Raw genomic sequence first — 19422 nt, 5'->3', positions numbered from 1 at the left:
GGTCTGTCAAGACCCCGCAACATTCCAGTAACCGGCGCGTTCCCCATTTTTCATGGCATGTATGGACATGGACCGTGCCGACACGATGTACTACCTCATCAATCACAACTGACATGGCGGGATCCGGGCACAGCGCGCCCGGGAGGAAACGAGTTTCCATGATCGAGCGCCGCTCGCGAGGCATTACGGCCCGCGTACTGTGCACGAGCACATCCGTGCCGCCAGGCGAGGAGCAGGCATGAGCACGGTCGTCCTCGACAACGTGACCAAGGTGTACCCGGGTGGGTACCTCGCGGTCGATCGCATGAATCTGCGTGCCGATGACGGTGAACTCCTGGTCCTGCTCGGCCCTTCCGGATGCGGAAAGTCGACCCTGTTACGCATGATCGCCGGTCTTGAGGAGATCACCGGCGGCGACCTCTGGCTCGGCGGAAAAATCGCCAACCATTTGGCCCCCCGGGACCGGGACGTGGCAATGGTCTTCCAGAACGGCGCGCTCTATCCGCACCGGACGGTGCGCGGCAATCTCTCCTTCCCGCTGGAGATCGCCAAGGCGGACCCGGCCGTGGTGAAGGAACGGGTCATCGAGCTGTCCAAGGCCCTGCACATCGACGAGACCCTGGACCGGCGGCCTGGAACGCTCTCCGGTGGCCAGCGCCAGCGGGTCGCGATGGGCAGGGCGATCGTCCGCCAGCCGTCGCTGTTCCTGATGGACGAGCCGCTGTCCAACCTGGACGCCGGCATGCGCACCGAACTGCGCATGGAGATCTCGTCCCTGGTGCGCGCGCTCGGCGTCACCACCATCTACGTCACGCACGACCAGGTCGAGGCGCTCACCCTCGCCGACCGGATCGCCATCATGAACCGGGGCGTGCTGCAGGACATCGGCACGCCGGCCCAGGTCTACAACGACCCGGCGACCGCGTTCACCGCGGCCTTCCTCAGCTCCCAGCAGCTCAACCTGCTGGCGGCTACGGTGCGTACCCCCCAGAACCAGTTCATCCTGCTTGATTTCGGTACGCACCAGATCACCATGCCCTGGACCGACCCGCGGGCCTACGCCGTGTCCCAGCACACCGGCAGCCAGATCATCGTCGGCATCCGGCCGGACGCCCTCGCGCCGATGCCGGAGAAGATGGACGGCCCCTCGTTCATGGGCCGGGTGCGCACACTGGAGTACCACGGGCACGAATGGCTCGCGTACGTGGAGGCGGGCATCCCGGCGGTGGCCGTGCCGGAGCCGCCGGACCCGCGGACCCGCAACGGATTCGCCCACGGCGTCAACGGGAACGGGGTCGGCAAGGCGCGGTCGATGATGCGCCGCCTGCTCGGCCCTCCGGCGGAGTTCGCCGAGGGCGAGTCGGCGCCGGGGGCGATGGCCACCGCGCTGGGCAGCGGTTCGCACCGGCGGGCCGACCTGATCGTGCGTCTGGGCTCCCGTCCGGTCTGGAAGGCGGGCGAGCACGCCCGGGTCGCCGTGGACGTTTCGCGGCTGATGCTGTTCACCCAGTCCGGCGCCCGGATCGACCCGCCGCGCCGTTAGTCAGGCCCATCGGTCAGGCTCGCTGGGCGCCGGCGTGGGCGAGCACCGACACAACGTCGACCAGACGGGCGACGCGGTCCAGTTCCGCCCGGTGGAACGCGGGCCCTTCCCGCCGGGCCACCACCAGGTGCACGTCGTCGACCGGCACGCTGGCCAGGTGCAGCGTTCCCTCGCTGTGCACGGTCGGCCGGATCGCGGTGAACTTGGCGGCCGGCACCACCTCGGGGGCCTGCCAGCTGCCGTGCATCACCTCGCCGGTGACCGCGTCGAGCGCGACCGCCCATTCCGCGCTGATCAGGTCGGGCACCGCGTCGACCAGGGTGAGCACGGCGCGGGTCGGGTCGGTCGCGATGTGGCCGAGCAGGTCGTAGTCGGGGTTGGCGCCGGGCAGTTCCCTGGTGGGCCAGGCCGCTTCGACCCGGACGCCGGGCACCACCGAGATGCGCTCGCTCAGCTCGGCCGCGCTGAAGATCGCGGACCAGGACACGGTGAAGTCGTCGACGGCCCGGCCCGACTCCCGCTCCAGCACGGTGACCTGGAGAATGTCGGCCCCCATGACGCCGAACGCGCGGGCCACCTGGCCGAGCACGCCGGGCCGATCCGGCAGGGACACGCGTAGCCGCAACAGCACGATCGATCACCTCTCCTTGCGCACCCGCCGTGGCCGCCCCCGCAGCCAATTCCACAGTGCCGCAGCCACGTTTCGACGATGTTCCGGGGAGATGTCCAGCATAAAGCGGATATGCCCTCGCGGTCCGTTTCGCCCGGCGCGTCCCGGTCTCACGCCCATCCTGCTCGCCTGATTCCGGGCTTCCATCGCCCTTGCATGAAATTTCAGCAAAGGATTGCATCAGGACGGCAGTGATCCGCTCCGGCCCGCGGGTACAGATCAGTGGAAACGTCGCGTAAGGAGACATCGTGCTGGACGCCGACCTGACCAAGGCCACCGCGCACTGGATCGACCGCGCGACCCTGGCCTGGAGGGGCGCGACGTCCAGTTCGTCGAGGTACGCCCTCGCGTACTCCCCGAAGGCGGACATCGAATTCGAGGCCGGCGACCTGACCGGCGACATCCACCTGATCCGGCTCGCACCCGGCGCGCTCACCGGCCCGCAGCAGGACAAATGGCCGCACCTGAAGGACTACGGCGCGCTGACCGTGGACCCCGAGGACGCCGGCCTGGTCAAGACCGCGCTCCAGGCCCAGCTGGTGGCGACCGAGCGGACCCCGTCCGGCGGCCTGCTGACCGCGACCGGCGTGCAGATCCCCGGCGTGCTCGACGACGTCTACGCCCCGGCCACGTCGAGCCGGCTCGGCCCGACCGGCGGCGCGCTGCCGACGCTCTCGGTGTGGGCGCCGACCGCGCGAAAGGTCGAACTCAAACTCCAGCACGAGATCGTGCGGATGCGGCGCGACGACACGACCGGCGTGTGGTCCGTCACCGGCCCGCCCTCCTGGTACGGCCGCTACTACACCTACCTCGTCACCGTCGTCGCCGCCGGCACTCTGGTCACCAACGAGGTGACCGACCCTTACAGCCTCTCGGTGTCCGCCGACGGCGGGCGCAGCCAGCTGATCCGCCTGGACTCCGTCAAACCCCCCGGCTGGGACGACCTGGTCAAACCGCCCCCCGTCCGCCAGGACCGGGCGTCCATCTACGAACTACACGTACGCGACTTCTCCGCCTCTGATCCCACCGTCCCGGCCGCCGAACGCGGCACCTACCGGGCGTTCACCGGCGACGGCCACGGCATGCGCGAACTCAGGAGACTCGCCGCCGACGGCCTCACCCACGTCCACCTGCTGCCCGTGTTCGACTTCGCGACCGTGCCGGAGCGCAGGGCCGACCGGACCGAACCTGCGGGCGACCTCGCCTCGATGCCCGCCGACTCCGAGCGGCAGCAGGCCCACGTCACCGCGACCGCCGCCGGGGACTCCTTCAACTGGGGATACGACCCACTGCACTACACCGTGCCCGAAGGCTCCTACGCCACCGACCCGGAGGGGTCCGGCCGGGTGGCGGAGTTCCGCGGCATGGTGAAGGGCCTCAACGACGCCGGGCTCCGGGTGGTCATGGACGTGGTCTACAACCACACCCACGCCGCCGGGCAGGCCGAGGGCAGCGTGCTGGACCGGATCGTGCCGGGCTATTACCACCGGCTGCTGGCGGACGGCGCCGTCGCCGACTCCACCTGCTGCGCCAACACCGCGCCCGAGCACGCCATGATGGGCAAGCTCGTGGTCGACTCGGTGGTCACCTGGGCGAAGGCGTACAAGATCGACGGCTTCCGGTTCGACCTGATGGGTCACCACCAGAAGGCCGGGATGCTCGCGGTGCGCCGGGCGCTGGACGCGCTCACCCCGGCCCGGGACGGCGTGGACGGCCGGGCCGTCCTGCTGTACGGCGAGGGCTGGAACTTCGGCGAGGTCGCCGGTGACGCCCGCTTCGTCCAGGCCACCCAGGGCAACCTGGCCGGGACCGGGATCGGCACGTTCAGCGACCGGCTGCGCGACGCCGTACGCGGCGGCGGGCCGTTCGACGCCGACCCCGGGGTCCGCGGCTTCGGCTCCGGCCTGGCCGATTCCCCCGGCCCGGAGCTGGCCAACGCCGAAGAGCTGATCATGATCGGCCTGACCGGCAACCTGCGGGACTACGTGCTCCCCTCCGGGAAGAAGGGCTCGGAGGTCTCCTACAACGGCTCCCCCGCCGGGTACGCCGCCACCCCGCGCGACACGGTCTCCTACGTGGACGCGCACGACAACGAGACCCTCTACGACGCGCTCGCCTACAAGCTGCCCCCGGCGACCTCGATGGCCGACCGGGTCAGGATGCAGTCGCTCTCGCTGGCCACGGTCCTGCTGTCGCAGGGCACCGCGTTCCTGCACGCGGGCAGCGAACGGCTGCGCTCCAAGTCGCTGGACCGCAACTCCTACGACTCGGGCGACTGGTTCAACCGGCTGCTGTGGGACTGCGCCCAGGGCAACGGCTTCGGCGCGGGCCTACCGCCCAAGCCCGGCAACGAGGCCAGATGGCCGTACGCGAGACCGCTGCTGGCCGACCCGGCGCTCCGGGCGGACTGCGCGGCGATCAACGCCGCGCGGGCCAGATTCGGCGAACTGCTGAGGATCCGCTACTCCTCGCCGGCGTTCGGGCTCGGCTCCCTGGCCGAGATCCAGGACCGGCTGACGTTCCCGGCCGCGGCGATCCCTGGCGTCATCACGATGTGCCTGGACGCCACCGGCATCGACCCGCGCTGGAAGTCGATCACCGTCGTCTTCAACGCGACCTCGCGGTCCGGGCAACCGGCCGTCGCCGGGCTCGCCGGAGCCTCGCTCACCCTCCACCCCGTCCAGGCGGCTTCGGGCGACGCCGTCGTCAGGCGGTCGGCCTTCGACGGCACGACCGGCACGTTCACGGTCCCCGCCCGCACGGTGTCGGTGTTCGTGCGGCCCGGAAATTGAGGCAGGCTTGAGGATGTCGCGGACAGCTGTTGGGGCCCGCGTTAGTAGCCTCGGGGGATGTCCCTCCCCTGGTTGCGGACGCGGTCTATCCGTGGGCGCCTGACTCTTGGCGCAATGGCGGTCGCGGCCCTGGTTCTCATCCCCGTGGGGGTGGCGGCGGATGCGCTGATCCGGCAGTGGGTCACCGAGGACATCTGGGACGAGGCCACCAACGTGGCCTCGCAGCTGACATCCCAGATCCAGGACGGGCAGGTCATCATCAATCCGATTCCGCCGCATGACGGGATCGACCTGATCCAGGTGGTCGCGCCCGGCGGGCGGATCCTGGCGACCACCAACGCGGCCCGCGACCTGCCCGCGCTGAGCCCGGTGTGGCCCTCGCCCGCGGACCGGATCAGGAACCTGGTCTCCTGCCCCCTTCCGGACGGGCAGTGCATTCACGTGACGGCCATCAGGGCCAGCCCGGCCGCGGACTCCCCGGTCGTGTACGCGGGCAAGGAGACCCCGCGGATCGTCCGCAACCGCATGCTGGCCACCGCGATCACGATCCAGCTGGCGCTGCTGATCACGTTCATCGGCTGGGTGGCGTGGCGGATCGCGGGCCGGGCGCTGCAACCGGTCGAGGACATCCGGGCCGAACTCGCCGAACTCACCGAGCGGGACCTGAGCCGGCGGGTGCCGGTGCCGGCCGGCGAGGACGAGATCGCCAGGCTGGCCAGGACGGCGAACCGGGCCCTGGACCGGATGGAGCGGGCGGTGCTCCAGCAGCGGCAGTTCGCCGCCGACGCCTCACACGAGCTGCGCACGCCGATCGCCGGGGTCAGGGCCCAGCTGGAGAGCGGGCGGCTGCATCCGGACGACATGCCGGACGCGATCGAGGCCGCGCTGCGGGACACCGACCGGCTGGAGTCGATCGTGACCGACCTGCTGTTCCTGGCCAGGATCGGCGCCAGTCAGACGACGACCCGCGAGGAGGTGGACCTGGGCAACCTGGTCGCCGCCCAGGTGGCGGGCCGGCCCGCCCGGGTGATCGCCAAGCTCAACCTGGATGCCGGCATCCGGGTCGAGGTGGTGCCCTCGCAGCTGTCCCGGGCGGTGGACGAGCTGCTGAGCAACGCCGACCGGCACGCGGCCACCGCGGTGACGGTGGACGCGCGGCGGCGGGACGACCGGGCGGAGCTGTCGGTCTGGAACGACGGCGAGCCGATCGCGCCCGCCGACCAGGAGCGGATCTTCGAGCGGTTCACCCGGCTGGACACGGCGCGCAGCCGGGCCCGGGGCGGCACCGGGCTCGGGCTGGCCATCGCCCGCGAGGTGGTGGAGGCGCACGGCGGCCGGCTCCTCGTCGAGTCCGAGCCGCTCGGCGTGCGGTTCGTCATGCGGCTTCCGCTCGCCGACGCCGGACCGTCTCCAGCCCGATGAGGTCGTCGGGCGGCGCGTCCGGCACCTCGGCGTCGAACCCGGCCAGCCGCCTGACCCGCAGCGCGGTGCCCGCGATCAGGGCGATGGCCAGCGCGAACAGCACGTACATGAAGCCGATGCCGCGGCCTTCGCCGACGCCGATCACCGCGCCGACGCTCCCGGCGAGCGCGCCGCCGTCGGCCAGCAGCGGTTCGAACAGGGCGCTGCCGTACGGGGCGACCAGGCCGAACGCGATCGGCAGGGTGGACCAGGCGACCAGGGTGTTGAGCGCGATGACCCGGCCGTGGAACCGCTGCGGCACCTTGACCTGGATGATCGTGGCGTAGATCCCGTTGACCAGGGTGAGCGCGAACGACATGCCGAACGCGCCGGCCGCGATCACGGCCAGGTCCTGCCGGACGCCGGTGATCAGGCAGAACCCGGCCAGCAGCAGGGTGGCCAGCAGCACGCCGCGCAGCCGGTGCCGGCGCGGCCCGCCCCAGACGGTCATGATCAGGCCGCCGAGCAGGACGCCCGCGCCGCCCGCGAACGACACGCTGCCCACGTCCGTGAGGGTGGCGAAGGCGAGGACGAGCGGGCTGATCAGCAGGAACAGCGGGGACAGGAACACGTTGAGGCCGGCGAAGAAGAGCAGCATGGCGCGGAAGTTGCGGTTGCCCCAGGTGTAGCGGAAGCCTTCTGCCATCTCGGTGAGCAGCGGTTCGCGGCGGCGGAAGCCCATCGTCTTCGGGAAGCGGATCAGCAGCACCGAGGTGAACGCGAACGCGTAGCTGACCACGTCGAGGACCAGGATGCCCTCCAGGCCGATGGCGGCCATCAGGCCGACGGCGATCAGCGGGACGATCAGCTGGGCGGTGCCGGTGACCATCTGGACGATGCCGTTGGCGTGGCCGAGGTAGCGCTTGGGCACCAGCTGCGGGATGGCCGCGCCGTAGGCGAGCCGCTGGAAGGTGAGGGCGACCGAGAGCAGGGCCAGCAGCGGGTAGACGTGCCACAGCTGCAGGTTGCCGGTCCACAGCAGCAGGCCGAGGGCGAGCTGGGTGCCGCCCGCGCCGACGTCTCCGGCGAGCATGACGCGGCGGCGGTCGTACCGGTCGACGATCACTCCGGCCAGCGGGGCGACGAGCATGCCGGGGACCAGGGCGATGACGGAGAACAGGGCGAAGCTGACCAGGGAGCCGGTGGTGACGTAGATCCAGAGCGGGACGGCGAACTCGGTGAGGGCGGAGCCGATGATGGAGACGAGCTGCCCGGCGGCGACCGCGCCGAAGCGTTTCAGGCTGGGCCGGGTGCCGGGTGGCGGCGCGTCGCCGGGGGTGGAGGCGCCGTGCAGCCACCAGGAGCGGCCGGGGGCCTGGGCCAGCTCGTCGGCGCGGCCCGCCGCGATGGCGGGCTGCGTGCCGGTGACGATCTCGGCGAGTTCGCTGGCGCGGTGCTTGAGGAAGAAGTGGCCCGCCTCGTCCAGGACGACCAGGGCGGCGGCGTCCGTGAGGTGGTGCCATTCGCGGAAGCGTTCCTGGTAGAACTCGGTCGCCGGGTCGCGTTCGCCGACGACGGAGATGATGGGGGCGGTCAGGCGTTCTGCGTGCTCGCGCGCGTACAGCAGGGTGAAGTACGCCTCCGCCTCCCTGGTGCCCTCCCTGCGGTTGCGGATGATCGCCTTGAGCTGCTCGTCGTCGAGTTCCTCGATGTCGAGCCCGGCGGCGATGAGGCCGTTGGCCCAGACGCGGTCGCTGCGCAGGCGTTCGCCGAGGTCCCGGAACGGCGTCGCGATCGAGGCGGGCCGGGCGAACGGGAAGATGCCGCCGACGTGGATGGCGTCGACGGTCCGGCCGGCGGCTTCGAGGCGGCGGGCGATCTCGACGACGAGCATGACGCCGAGGCCGCAGTGGCCGTACAGGGAGAGGGGGCCGCGGACGGTGGCGAGGATCTCCTGGACGCAGGCGTCGGCGACTTCGCCGACCGGGCGGGTCTCCTCGTCGAGACCCCATTCCTGGCCGGGTACGGCTACCGAGTGCAGTGCCCAGTTCGCGGGCATCTGGTCGGCCAGGGGCTGGTAGATGGCGGCGCTGCCGCCGCCGTACGGGACGCAGACGAGGGTGTGGGTGGCGGGGCGGGCGGGCGTCAGCCGGTGCAGGAAGCGGCGCGGGCCGTCGTCGCCGCGGGAGGCCAGGGCGCGGACGGTGCGGTGCCGGAAGATGTCCAGGATGGTGACCGGGCGGTCGGTGACCTTCCGGAGCCGGGCGACGACCTGGGCGGCGAGCAGGGAGTGGCCGCCGAGCGCGAAGAAGTCGTCCTCCGCGCCGACCCGGTCGAGTTCGAGGACCTTGGCCCAGACGTCGGCGATGGCCTGTTCGAGCGGGGTTGCCGGGGCGACGTACTCCTCGTCGGCGGCGCGTTCATCGGACGGGTCGGGGAGGCGGTCCCTGTCGACCTTTCCGTGCGCTTTAAGGGGGAGTTCGTCGAGCCAGACGTAGCGGGCGGGGATCATGTAGTCGGGCAGGCGTTCGGCCAGGTGGGCGCGGAGCGACGGGCGTTCGGCGGAGACCAGGTAGGCGACGAGGCGGTCGCGGCGGAAGTCGACGACGGCCTGGGCGACGGCGTCGTGGGCGGTGAGGACGGCTTCGATCTCGGCGAGTTCGACCCGGTAGCCGCGGACTTTGACCTGGAGGTCGCGGCGGCCGAGGAACTGGAGTTCACCGGAGGGCAGCCAGCGGCCCAGGTCGCCGGTGCGGTACATGCGCGCGCCCGGCTTCCCGTAGGGGTCGGGGACGAACTTCTCGGCGGTCAATGACGGACGGCCGAGGTAACCGCGGGCGAGGCGGTCGCCGCCGAGATGGATCTCGCCGACCACGCCGACAGGGGTGGGCTGTCCGTGTTCGTCCAGGACATACGCGCGGGCGCCCGGGAGTGGCCGTCCGATCGGCAGCAGGCCGGTGGCCGGGCTGACCTCGTGCGTGGTGACGCCGACGGTGGCCTCGGTCGGGCCGTAGTGGTTGACGACGCGCAGGCCGGGCCGGACGAGCGCGGACGCCCAGGCGGCCGGGGAGGCTTCACCGCCGAGGATCAGGAGCTTGCGCGGCAGGACGTCGGTCTCCTGGAGCAGGGACGCCAGGTGGCTTGGGGTGATCTTCAGGTAGTCGGTCCCGCGCAGCGTCTCGGCGAGTTCGGCGGCGGGCAGGCGGGGGTTGAGCAGGTGCAGCGTGCCGCCCGTCAGCAGGGACAGGTAGAAGATCGTGATGCCGAAGTCGAAGGAGATCGACTGCAACAGGGCGTAACTGCCGCCGGGGTCGACGGCCAGGCGCTCGCGTGCTCCGGCGAGGTATTCGAGCACCTGCCGGTGCTGGACGGCGACGCCCTTCGGCCGCCCGGTGGTGCCGGAGGTGTAGATCACGTAGGCGAGGTCGTCCGGGCTGGCCTGGACCGGTGGAGCCGAGCCGGTGGCGGCCGGGGAAACCTGGTGGTCGACGGGGAGCGGGGTGGTGGTGATCGCGATCCGGATTCCGGCGTCCTCGATCATGTGCGCGAGGCGCGTGGCGGGCTGGGCCGGGTCGAGGGGAACGTAGGCCGCGCCCGACTTGAGGACGGCGAGCACCGCGACGGCCACTTCAACCGACTGTTCCAGACATATCCCGATTCGCACGTCAGGGCCCGCGCCGAGCTCGCACAGGCGTCCGGCGAGCGCGTCAGAACGCCCGGCCAGTTCGGCATATGTCAGGGAATCAGCGCCGCAGGTGACAGCGGCCCTCGCGGCCGGGCCCGACACGACCTCGTGCAGAAGCGTGGCGATCGGCGGCGCGGCGGGCGCGGCGGCGAAGCCCAGGACCTCCTCGCGTTCCGCCGGATCCAGCAGGGGCAGCCGGGAGAGCCGCCGCTCCGGATCCGCCACGATCCCGCGCAGCAGATTCGTGAAATGTCGGGACATGCGGGCGATGGTGGACTGGTCGAACAGGTCGGTGTTGTAGGCGAACTGGCCGGCGAAACCGTCCTCGGTCTCGAACAGGTACAGCGACAGGTCGAACCGGCTGATCCCTGGCTCGACCGGGAACGCGCTCAGCCGCAGCCCGTGCTGGTCCAGGCCGGTCCTGAAGTTCTGCAGCGCGAGCGTCACCTGCGCGATCGGCGACCTGCTGACGTCCCGCTCGACGTTGAGCTCGCTCACCAGGCGGTCGAAGGGCAGGTCCTGGTGGGCGTACGCGTCCAGGGCGCAGGACCGGGTCCTGGCCAGGAATTCGGTGAACGCGGGATCCCCGGCGAGGTCGGCCCGCATCGCCAGCGTGTTCACGAACATGCCGACGACGCGGTCCAGCTCGGGCAGGCTGCGGCCGGCGGCCGGGGTGGCGACAGCGAAGTCGGTCTGGCCCGAATAGCGGCCGAGCAGCACCTGGTAGGCGGCCAGCAGGATCATGTACGGGGTCGCCCCGCCGACCGCCAGCGAGCCGAGCGACACCTCGATCGGGAAGTCGAACACCGCCCCCGCGTGGCTCATCTCCGCGGGCCTGGGCCGGTCGGCCGGCAGTTCCAGGACCGGGACGCCGTCGAGGCGATCCCGCCAGTAGGCGGTCTCTCTGGCCAGGTCGTGGTCCCGCTGCCAGACGGCGTAGTCGCCGTACTGGACCGGCGCCGGCGCGGGCGTCTCGCCCCGGCACAGGGCCAGGAGTTCGGACAGGATCACGTCGAAGGAGATGCCGTCGGTCACCAGGTGGTGGGCCGCGAGCAGGAGGACGTGGTCGCCGGGGGCGAGCCGTACCAGCAGGGCTCTGAGCAGCGGGCCGGTGGCCAGGTCGAAGGTCCTGGCGAGTTCGGTCTCGATCAGGAGCCGGGCGTCCTGCGGTGAGTCGGCCTCGGCCTGCCGGAATTCGGCGCGGGCTTCGGGGTCCACGGTGACGACCGGGATGCCGTCCTCGGTCGCGGTGAACCGGGTCCGCAGGGCCTCGTGCCGCCGGACGATCTCGTCCAGGGCCGCCTCGACGCCGTCGAGTTCGCCCTCGATCCGCACGGTCAGCGGAACGGTGTACGTCGTGGTGCCAGGCCGGTACTGCTCCAGGAACCACAGCCGCTCCTGGGCCGGGGAGAGCACCAGCCCGGCCGACGGATCGCGCGCCGGGATCGCGCGGGTCTCCTCGCGGCGGCGCAGCCGCTGGGCCAGCAGTGCCCTCTTGTCGGCCGACAGTGTGCTCACTAGATCCTCCGACCGCAGAGATCTGTAAAGAGACTTTACAGTTTCCAAGTGATCGACAGTGTGCCACGGTCCACAAACCCCGAGCAAGACGCGGAAACCGCTCAAAACAAGGGCTTGTCGCGCCCACGCGCAGCGTGGTTCACTGACGCCGTCCTCGAATCTGTAAGCAAACTTTCCAGTAACGAACTTTCCAGTTTGGCGGTCTCCCGTGGCACAGCCGCTCTCGTACGGGCAGGAACGGCTCTGGTTCCTGCATCGGCTCGATCCGCGGGACCACTCCTACAACACCTGCCTGGCCGACCGGCTGCGCGGCCCGCTCGACGATGATCGCCTGGCCTCGGCCTTCACGGCGGTGACCGCCCGCCAGGACTCGCTGCGAACCCGCTTCGACGAGGTGGACGGCACGCCGGTCGCCATCGTCTGCCCGCCGGAGCCGGTCGCCATCACCGTCCGCGACGCCGCCGACCTGGACGAGGCCCGCCGGATCGTCTCCGCCGCCGCGAACGCGCCGTTCGACCTGTCCGCCGCTCCCCCGCTGCGCGTCACCCTGGTACGGCTCGCGCCCGACGACCACATCCTCGCCACCACGCTGCACCACATCGTCGCGGACGGCATGTCGGCGTCCCTGCTCAACGCCGAACTGGCGCACCACTACGCCGGCCGCCCGGCCCTGCCCCCGCTGCCGCTGACCTTCGGCGACCACGCCCGCGCGGAACGCGCCAGCGGCGCCGCCGACGTCGGGCAGTGGGCGGGCAGCTTGGCCGGGACGCCGGTGCTGGAGCTGCCCGCCGACCGTCCCCGGCCGCCGCAGCGGACCGGGGACGGCGGCGAGGTCGAGTTCGTCGTCGGGCCCGAGCTGGTGGCCGGGGTCGCGGAGCTGGCGCGCGCACATCGGTGCACGCCGTTCATGGTGTGGCTGACGGCGTACCAGGTGCTGCTGGCCCGGCACAGCGGCCAGGACGACTTCTGCGTCGGCTCGCCGGTGGCCCGGCGGGATCGGACCGAGCTTGAGCCCCTGATCGGGCATCTGTCCGGGACGCTGGTGCTGCGGACCGATCTGAGCGGGGATCCGACGTTCCTGGAGGCGGTCAGGCGGACCCGGCGGAGCGTGATCGAGGCGATCGGGCACGCCGACGTGCCGCTGGAGCGGCTGCTGGGGGCGCTGGAGATCGAGCGTGATCTGAGCAGGACTCCGCTGTTCCAGACGATGTTCGCGCTGCACACGCAGGTAGCGGGCGAGGCGTCGGAGGGGCCGGTGCCGGGGACGGAGGCGACGCCGTTCACGCCCGGGTGGATGGCGGCGCGGACGGACCTGTCGCTGGATCTGTGGCCGTCGGGCCGGGGGCTGGTGGCGTCGCTGATCTACAGCGCGGACGTGTTCGCGGACGCGACCGCGCGGCGGCTGGCCGAGCGCTTCCTGGTGCTGGTGGAGTCGATCGTGGCCGCGCCGGAGACGCGCGTGCGCGACCTTGACCTGCTGCCTGCCACGGAACGGGAATGGCTGCTGACCCGGGGTTCGTCCGCCGAGGTGCCGCCGGTGACGCTGGCCGATCTGTTCCTGGCCCAGGCCGCCGCCACCCCCGACGCCATCGCCGTCGATGACCTGAAATATGCGGATTTAGTGGGGCTGGCTTCGGGGCTGGCCGGGCGGTTGCGGGACAAGGGTGTCGGGCGTGGGTCGCTGGTCGCGGTGCAGGTGTCGCGCGGGCCGGGGATCCTGGTCGCGTTTCTCGGCGTGACGCTGTCGGGGGCCGCTTATCTGCCGGTGGATCCGGAGTATCCGCAGGCCCGGGTGGATTACGTGCTCCAGGATTCCGGGGCCGTGCTGGTGCTGACCGACGATGACCTCGGCGACCTGGGTGAGCCCGTCGCCGATTGGCTGCCGCGACCGGATGACACGGCTTATGTGCTTTACACGTCGGGATCCACCGGGCGGCCGAAGGGCGTCGTCGTCCCGCATGGCGCGCTGACGAACCTGCTGCTCGCGATGGGGGAACTGGCCGGCTCCCGGCCGGAGCACGCGTGGCTGGCCCTGACGTCGACGGCGTTCGACATCTCCGCCGTCGAACTGTTCCTGCCGCTGATCACCGGCGGGCGGGTGGTGATGGCCTCGGCCGAGCACGCCCGCGACGGGATGGCCGCCGCCGACCTGATCCGGCGCGGCGGCGCGACGCACGTCCAGGCGACACCCTCCGGCTGGCGCATCCTGCTGACCGGCGACTTCCCGGAAATAACCGGAATCACCGCAGGGGAGCCGCTGTCGCCCCGGCTCGCCCGCGAACTGCGCGCCCGTACCGTCCGGCTCATCAACGGGTACGGCCCGACCGAGACCACCATCTACTCCTCGACCTGGGACGTGGTCTCGGACGACATCACCATCGGCCACCCGATCACCAACACCACGGCCTACATCCTCGATCGGTCCGGTCTGGCCCCCGTAGGCGTGCCGGGCGAGCTGGTGCTGGGCGGTCACGGCGTCGCCGCCGGCTACCTCGGCCGGCCCGGTCTGACGGCCGAGAAGTTCGTGCCCTCCCCGTACGGCGTCGCGGGCTCCCGCCTCTACCGGACCGGCGACCTGGCCCGCTGGCGGCCGGACGGCACGATCGAATTCCTCGGCCGTACCGACAACCAGGTCAAGCTGCGCGGCCACCGGATCGAGCTCGGCGAGATCGAATCCGTGCTCGACGCGCATCCGGGGGTGTCGCACGCCGTGGTCGCGGTCCGCGACGACACGCTGATCGCGTTCGTGGTCGCGGACGCCGCCGCCGAGGAGATCCGCGCGCACGCGGCCAGGATGCTGCCCGGCTACATGGTTCCCCGGCAGGTCGTCGTCCTCGACCGGCTGCCGATGACGCCGAACGGGAAGGTGGACCGGGCCGCCCTGCCGGTGGGCCCGGCGGCCGTGGCGGCGGACCGGGTGCAGCCCCGGACGGACGCCGAGCGGCTGGTCGTCGCGGTCTTCGCCGAGGTGCTCGGGCGGGCGGCGGGTGAGATCGGGGCGCACGACGACTTCTTCGCGCTCGGAGGTCATTCGCTGCTGGCCACCATGGTGATCGCGCGGCTGCCGATCCGGGTTCCGGTCCGGGAGGTGTTCGCCCGGCCGACCGCCGCCGCGCTGGCGGAACTGCTGGCCGCGCCCGGCGTACCCGGGCTCGACGGGCCCGCGCCCAGGCCGGACGGGGTGACGCCGCCGCTGTCGAGCGGGCAGGAGCGGCTCTGGTTCCTGAACCGGCTGTACCCGGAGACGGACGCGGCTTTCAATATGTGGGTGGTCCGGCGGCTGCGCGGGCCGCTCGACCTGGACGCGCTCCGGGCCGCCTTCACGGTCGTGGCCGGGCGGCACGAGAGCCTGCGCACCCGTTTTCCCGACATCGACGGCGAACCCGTTGCCGTGATCGAGCCGCCGGGGTCCTTCCCGGTCGAGTACCTGAGCGGCGTCGACCCGGAGCGGGCGGTGGCCGAGCGGGTGAACAGGCCGTTCCCGCTCGCGGAGCGCGCCCCGATCAGGGTCACCGTGATCCGGGGGGACGATGGCGGCCACGTGCTCTGCCTGGTCGCGCACCACATCCTCGGCGACGGCTGGTCGCTCAACCTGATGCTGGACGAGCTCGCCGACGCCTACTCGGGGCGCCCTCTGCCCGCGGTGCCGCTCCAGTTCGGCGACGTGGCGCTCTGGCAGCGCGGCCGGGACACCGGGGAGCTGCTCGGGTACTGGCGGGAGCGGCTGGCCGGGCCCACCCCCCTCGACCTGCCCACCGACCGGCCGCGCAGCGCCGGCAGCGCGGGCCGTGGCGCGACCGTGGACTTCCGCCTCGCCGCCGAGGACGCGTCCGCTCTGGTCGCAATGGGCCGCCGCCACGGGGTGACCTTGTTCATGACGCTGCTGGCCGCCTACCAGGTGCTACTGGCCCGGCACAGCGGCCGGGACGACATCCTCGTCGGCACGTCCAGCGCGGGCCGGGACACGCTCGCGCTCGAATCCGTGGTCGGCTATCTCACCGACATCCTGGTCCTGCGCGGCGACCTGTCCGGCGATCCGGTCTTCACCGAGGTGCTGGCCGCGACCAGGACGACCGTGCTGGACGCCTTCGCCCACCAGGGCATTCCATTCGAGGAACTCGTCAGCACCCTCAAACTGGAACGGGACCTGACCAGGACTCCGGTCTTTCAGACCATGGCGATCCTGCACACCGAGGACTCCGGCCGGGAACCGCGCCCGTTCACCGGGCTGACGGTCGAGGGGTTCCCCGGCGGGCACGCCCAGGCCAAGTTCGACCTGATGCTGGAGGCGTGGCACGACGACGGGGCCGAGCTGCGGGTGCAGCTGGAGTACGACACGGCGCTGTTCGACGCGGCGACGATCGAGGCGATGGCGGCGCGGCTGGAAGGCCTGCTCGTCGCGGTCGCCACAGATCCGGCTCTGCGGCTGTCCGCGCTGCCGCTGCTGACGGGAGCCGACGAGACCTTCCTGGCGACGGTGTCGGAAGGCCCGCACCTGCCGGTGTCGCGGCCGGTGCTCGATCTGGTGACCGACGCGATCCAGAAATATCCGGATCTGGTGGCCATCAGTTGCGGGGAGCGGCAGGTCACCTATCGCGAACTCGGCGAGATGATCGAAGCAAGCGGCACGACGGGGATCCGGGAGGTGCCGCTGGAGCGTTCGCCGGAAGGCATCGCGGCGCTGCTCAGCGCGTGGCGGTCCGGAGCCGCCTACCTGCCCGTCGACCAGGACCTCCCGCCGGACCGCGTCGCGTTCATGCGTTCCGAAGCCACCGCCGGTTCGGCGGACGGCGTCGCCTACGTCCTCTACACCTCGGGCTCGACCGGTGTCCCGAAGGGCGTCCTCGTCGGCCATGAGGCCCTGGCCGCCCGGGTCGCCTGGATGATCTCCGCATACGGCATCCGCCCCGGCGACCGGATCGTCCAGTTCGCCGCCCTCAGCTTCGACACGCACGCCGAGGAGCTATACCCGGCTCTCGCCGCCGGAGCCACCCTGGAACTCCTCCCCGACGGCCCGATCACCCTCCCGGACGTCCTGGCCACACCGCAAGGCGGCCGGGTGACCGTCCTCGACCTCCCGACCGCCTATTGGCACCACCTGGTCGCCCAGATCGACGAGATCTCCTGGCCGCCCAGCCTCCGGCTCGTCATCCTCGGCGGCGAGGAAGTGCAGGCCGGGGCCGTCGCCCGCTGGCACGCCCGATTCGGCGACCGGATCCGCCTGGTCAACACCTACGGGCCGACCGAAGCCACGATCATCGCCACCGCGGCCGACCTGCTGCCGGGGGACAGCCCGTCGATCGGGAAGCCCATCGCGGAGACGCGGGTCCTGGTTCTCGACCCGTCCGGCGTCCAGGTGCCGCCGGGAGCCCCCGGCGAGCTGTGCATCGGCGGCGCGGGCGTGGCGCTCGGCTATCTGAACCGCCCGGAACTGACCGCGGAACGCTTCGCCGCCGGCCCCCGGGGCGGCCGCCTCTACCGATCCGGCGACCGGGTCCGCTGGCGGCAGGACGGGCATCTCGAATTCCTCGGCCGCCTCGACGAGCAGGTCAAGGTGCGCGGCTTCCGGATCGAACCCGGCGAGGTGGCCGCCCGCCTGCTCGCCCACCCCCGGGTGCTGCAGGCCACGGTGACCGCCTTCGAGGACCGGCTGGCCGGATACGTCGTCGCCGACGGCGTCACCGGGGCCGAACTGGCCGCGTTCGCCGGGGAGACGCTGCCGGCGTACATGGTGCCTTCGGTGTGGGTGTGGCTGGACGAGCTGCCGCTGACCAGGCACGGGAAAGTGGACCGGGCCGCGTTGCCGTACCCGGAGATGGCGGCGGGCGGGGAGCGGGTGCCGCCGCGCACGGACGCGGAGCAGCTGGTCGCCGAGGTGTACGGCGAGGTGCTCGGGATCGGCGACGTCGGCGCGCTGGACGACTTCTTCGCCATCGGCGGGCACTCGCTGCTGGCGGCGCGGGTGATCGCGCGGATCCGGTCGATCACCGGGATCGACGTCCCGATCCGCACCATGTTCGACGGCGCCACGGTGGCCGCCCTGGCCGAGGCCGTCGAAACGCTGCTGGTCGAGGAGCTGGACGAGCTCTCCGACGAAGAGGCGGCGGCACTGGCCCGATCCGTGAGGAGCGAACCATGACCATCGCCCGATTCGGCGCGGCGGAGGCGCGGACCGGCCCGCTCACGATGGGCCAGGCGAACATGGTCCGCTGCGTGCGCACCGACCCGCCCGAGCACATGAACTATCGCGTCGTCCGCCCGCTCCCGCCGGAGACCACCCTGGCGGCCGTCGCGGAGGCGGCCGGGCTGCTGATGTCCCGGCACGAGTCGCTGCGCACCCTCGTCCGGGACGACACCCAGCAGGTCCTCGACGGCGGCGAACTGGCCATCCAGGTCCGCGAGTCCGCCACGCCCGAGGAGACCGCCGAGGAACTGGCCAGGGAACTCCAGGAGCAGCGGTTCGCGCTGGAGTCCGAGCTGCCGTTCCGGGTCGCCGCCGTCACCTCCGGCGGGGTCCCCCGCCAGGTCGTCCTGGTGACCACGCACAGCGTCGTGGACGCGACCGGCCTGGCCGTGCTGCTGACCGAATGGGACGCCCTCATCCTCGGCAAGCCGCTCCCGCCGGTGACCGCGCCGCAGCCGGTGGACGTGGCCGCCACCGAACGCAGCCCCGCCAGCCTGCGCCGCGCCGACGCCGCGCTGCGCTACTGGGAGGAGCAGCTGCGCCGCATCCCCCGCTCGACCCTGACGGTCTCCGTGGACGACACCGGCCACGAGTGGCTGCTCCCGCGCCTGCGGGTCCGCTCGGTCGCGGCGGCCCGCGCGATGCGCCGGATCACGGCGCGCACCGGCGTCAGCGCGTCCGCGGCCGTCCTGGCCGCCCTGTCCACCGTCACCGGCCTGCGCGCCGGAGCCGCCATCGTCCCGGTCCTGTCCATCTCGGCCAACCGGTTCCGGCCCGACCTGCGGGAGTACGTCGGGCCGCTCGCCCAGGACGCGCTGGTCCCCGTGGACATCGCCGCCGACGGCTTCGACGACGTCCTGCGCGGGGCGCGGGCGGCCTCCCTCGCCGCCTACCAGAACAGCAGGTTCGACGCCGACGCCCTGATCCGGATCATGGAGGCGGTCCAGCGCGAGCGCGGCGTGTTCTTCGCCAGGGACCTCGTCTTCAACGACATGAGCATCCCCGGCCAGGGCGGGCGGGTCAGCCGCGCCGACGCCGAGGTCCAGTCGACGTGGCTGCCGGAGGCGACCCTGCCGACGCGGATGTCCCTGTGGGTCAACCGGCTCGAAGGGGAGCTCGACGTCACGTTGTGGGCCGATCCGCGCATCCTGCCGCGCGCGGACGCGCAGTCCATCGGGGAGGGTGTGGCCCGGCTGCTGATCGACGCGGGCACCCGGGACGTCCCGCTGGCCGAACTCGCCGTCACTCCGGTCCCCCGCGGCGACGGGTGGGTCAGATCCGACGACTGCTGGACCGAGCTGGCCGAGGTGCGGCGGCTGCTTCCGCCCGGTTCCGAGGTGGTGGCGGTGCCCGACGACGTGCTGGGGGCGCGGCTCGTGGCGTACACGGCGGCGGAGACCACCGTTTCCGCGCTGCACAGCGCCTGCCTGGCGGCGCTGCCCGGACGCATGTCCGCGACCGCGCCACAGCACTACGTCGTCTGCGCGACCTCACCGGCCCCCGGCGAACGCTGGCAGGACCAGCCCCGCCTGGCGGAGGGTTCCGGGCGTTAAGTCGGATACGGGCGGCGGCCTGCCCTCCCCTACTCCAAACGCGCCTGGCGGTGGTCCGATCTCGGGCAGCCGAGCG

General features: G+C 72.0%; 7 protein-coding genes. 5 read left to right on the top strand and 2 right to left on the bottom strand.

Annotation, left to right across the window (positions count from 1 at the left end; translation table 11 throughout):
* Positions 1-238 precede the first annotated feature (238 nt).
* Entirely contained in the window at positions 239-1543 is a 1305-nt protein-coding gene (locus tag Acor_RS18110; RefSeq protein ID WP_155337848.1) for an ABC transporter ATP-binding protein, read from the top strand.
* Positions 1544-1556: 13 nt separating this feature from the next.
* Here Acor_RS18110 and Acor_RS18105 read toward each other — a convergent pair whose 3' ends face one another.
* The gene (locus tag Acor_RS18105; RefSeq protein ID WP_155337847.1) at positions 1557-2174 is read right to left on the bottom strand and encodes an ACT domain-containing protein; all 618 of its coding nucleotides are present in this window, start codon (positions 2172-2174) and stop codon (positions 1557-1559) included.
* Positions 2175-2461: 287 nt separating this feature from the next.
* Here Acor_RS18105 and pulA point away from each other — a divergent pair, with 287 nt between their 5' ends.
* Complete coding sequence (gene pulA, locus Acor_RS18100) at positions 2462-5005, top strand: pullulanase-type alpha-1,6-glucosidase (protein WP_246238718.1); 2544 nt, start codon at positions 2462-2464, stop codon at positions 5003-5005.
* A gap of 114 nt (positions 5006-5119) precedes the next feature.
* Entirely contained in the window at positions 5120-6427 is a 1308-nt protein-coding gene (locus tag Acor_RS45465) for a sensor histidine kinase (protein WP_281353235.1), read from the top strand.
* Here Acor_RS45465 and Acor_RS18090 read toward each other — a convergent pair.
* Positions 6381-11609 carry a non-ribosomal peptide synthetase/MFS transporter gene (locus Acor_RS18090; protein WP_155337844.1) on the bottom strand — a complete coding sequence of 1743 codons (5229 nt, stop codon included), beginning with the start codon at positions 11607-11609 and terminating at the stop codon, positions 6381-6383. The two genes, Acor_RS45465 and Acor_RS18090, sit on opposite strands and share 47 nt — an antisense overlap.
* Positions 11610-11817: 208 nt before the next feature.
* Between Acor_RS18090 and Acor_RS18085 the strand changes: the two genes are divergently transcribed.
* Positions 11818-17748 carry a non-ribosomal peptide synthetase gene (locus Acor_RS18085; RefSeq protein ID WP_155337843.1) on the top strand — a complete coding sequence of 1977 codons (5931 nt, stop codon included), beginning with the start codon at positions 11818-11820 and terminating at the stop codon, positions 17746-17748.
* Positions 17745-19346 carry a condensation domain-containing protein gene (locus tag Acor_RS18080; protein ID WP_155337842.1) on the top strand — a complete coding sequence of 534 codons (1602 nt, stop codon included), beginning with the start codon at positions 17745-17747 and terminating at the stop codon, positions 19344-19346. Before Acor_RS18085 ends, Acor_RS18080 begins: the two co-directional genes overlap by 4 nt.
* Positions 19347-19422 lie beyond the last annotated feature (76 nt).

The sequence above is a fragment of the Acrocarpospora corrugata genome, assembly GCF_009687845.1.
In the GTDB taxonomy this organism is placed as follows: domain Bacteria; phylum Actinomycetota; class Actinomycetes; order Streptosporangiales; family Streptosporangiaceae; genus Acrocarpospora; species Acrocarpospora corrugata.
The sequence above is the reverse complement of the archived record's forward strand: the minus strand, read 5'-3'. Positions and strand labels throughout refer to the sequence as shown.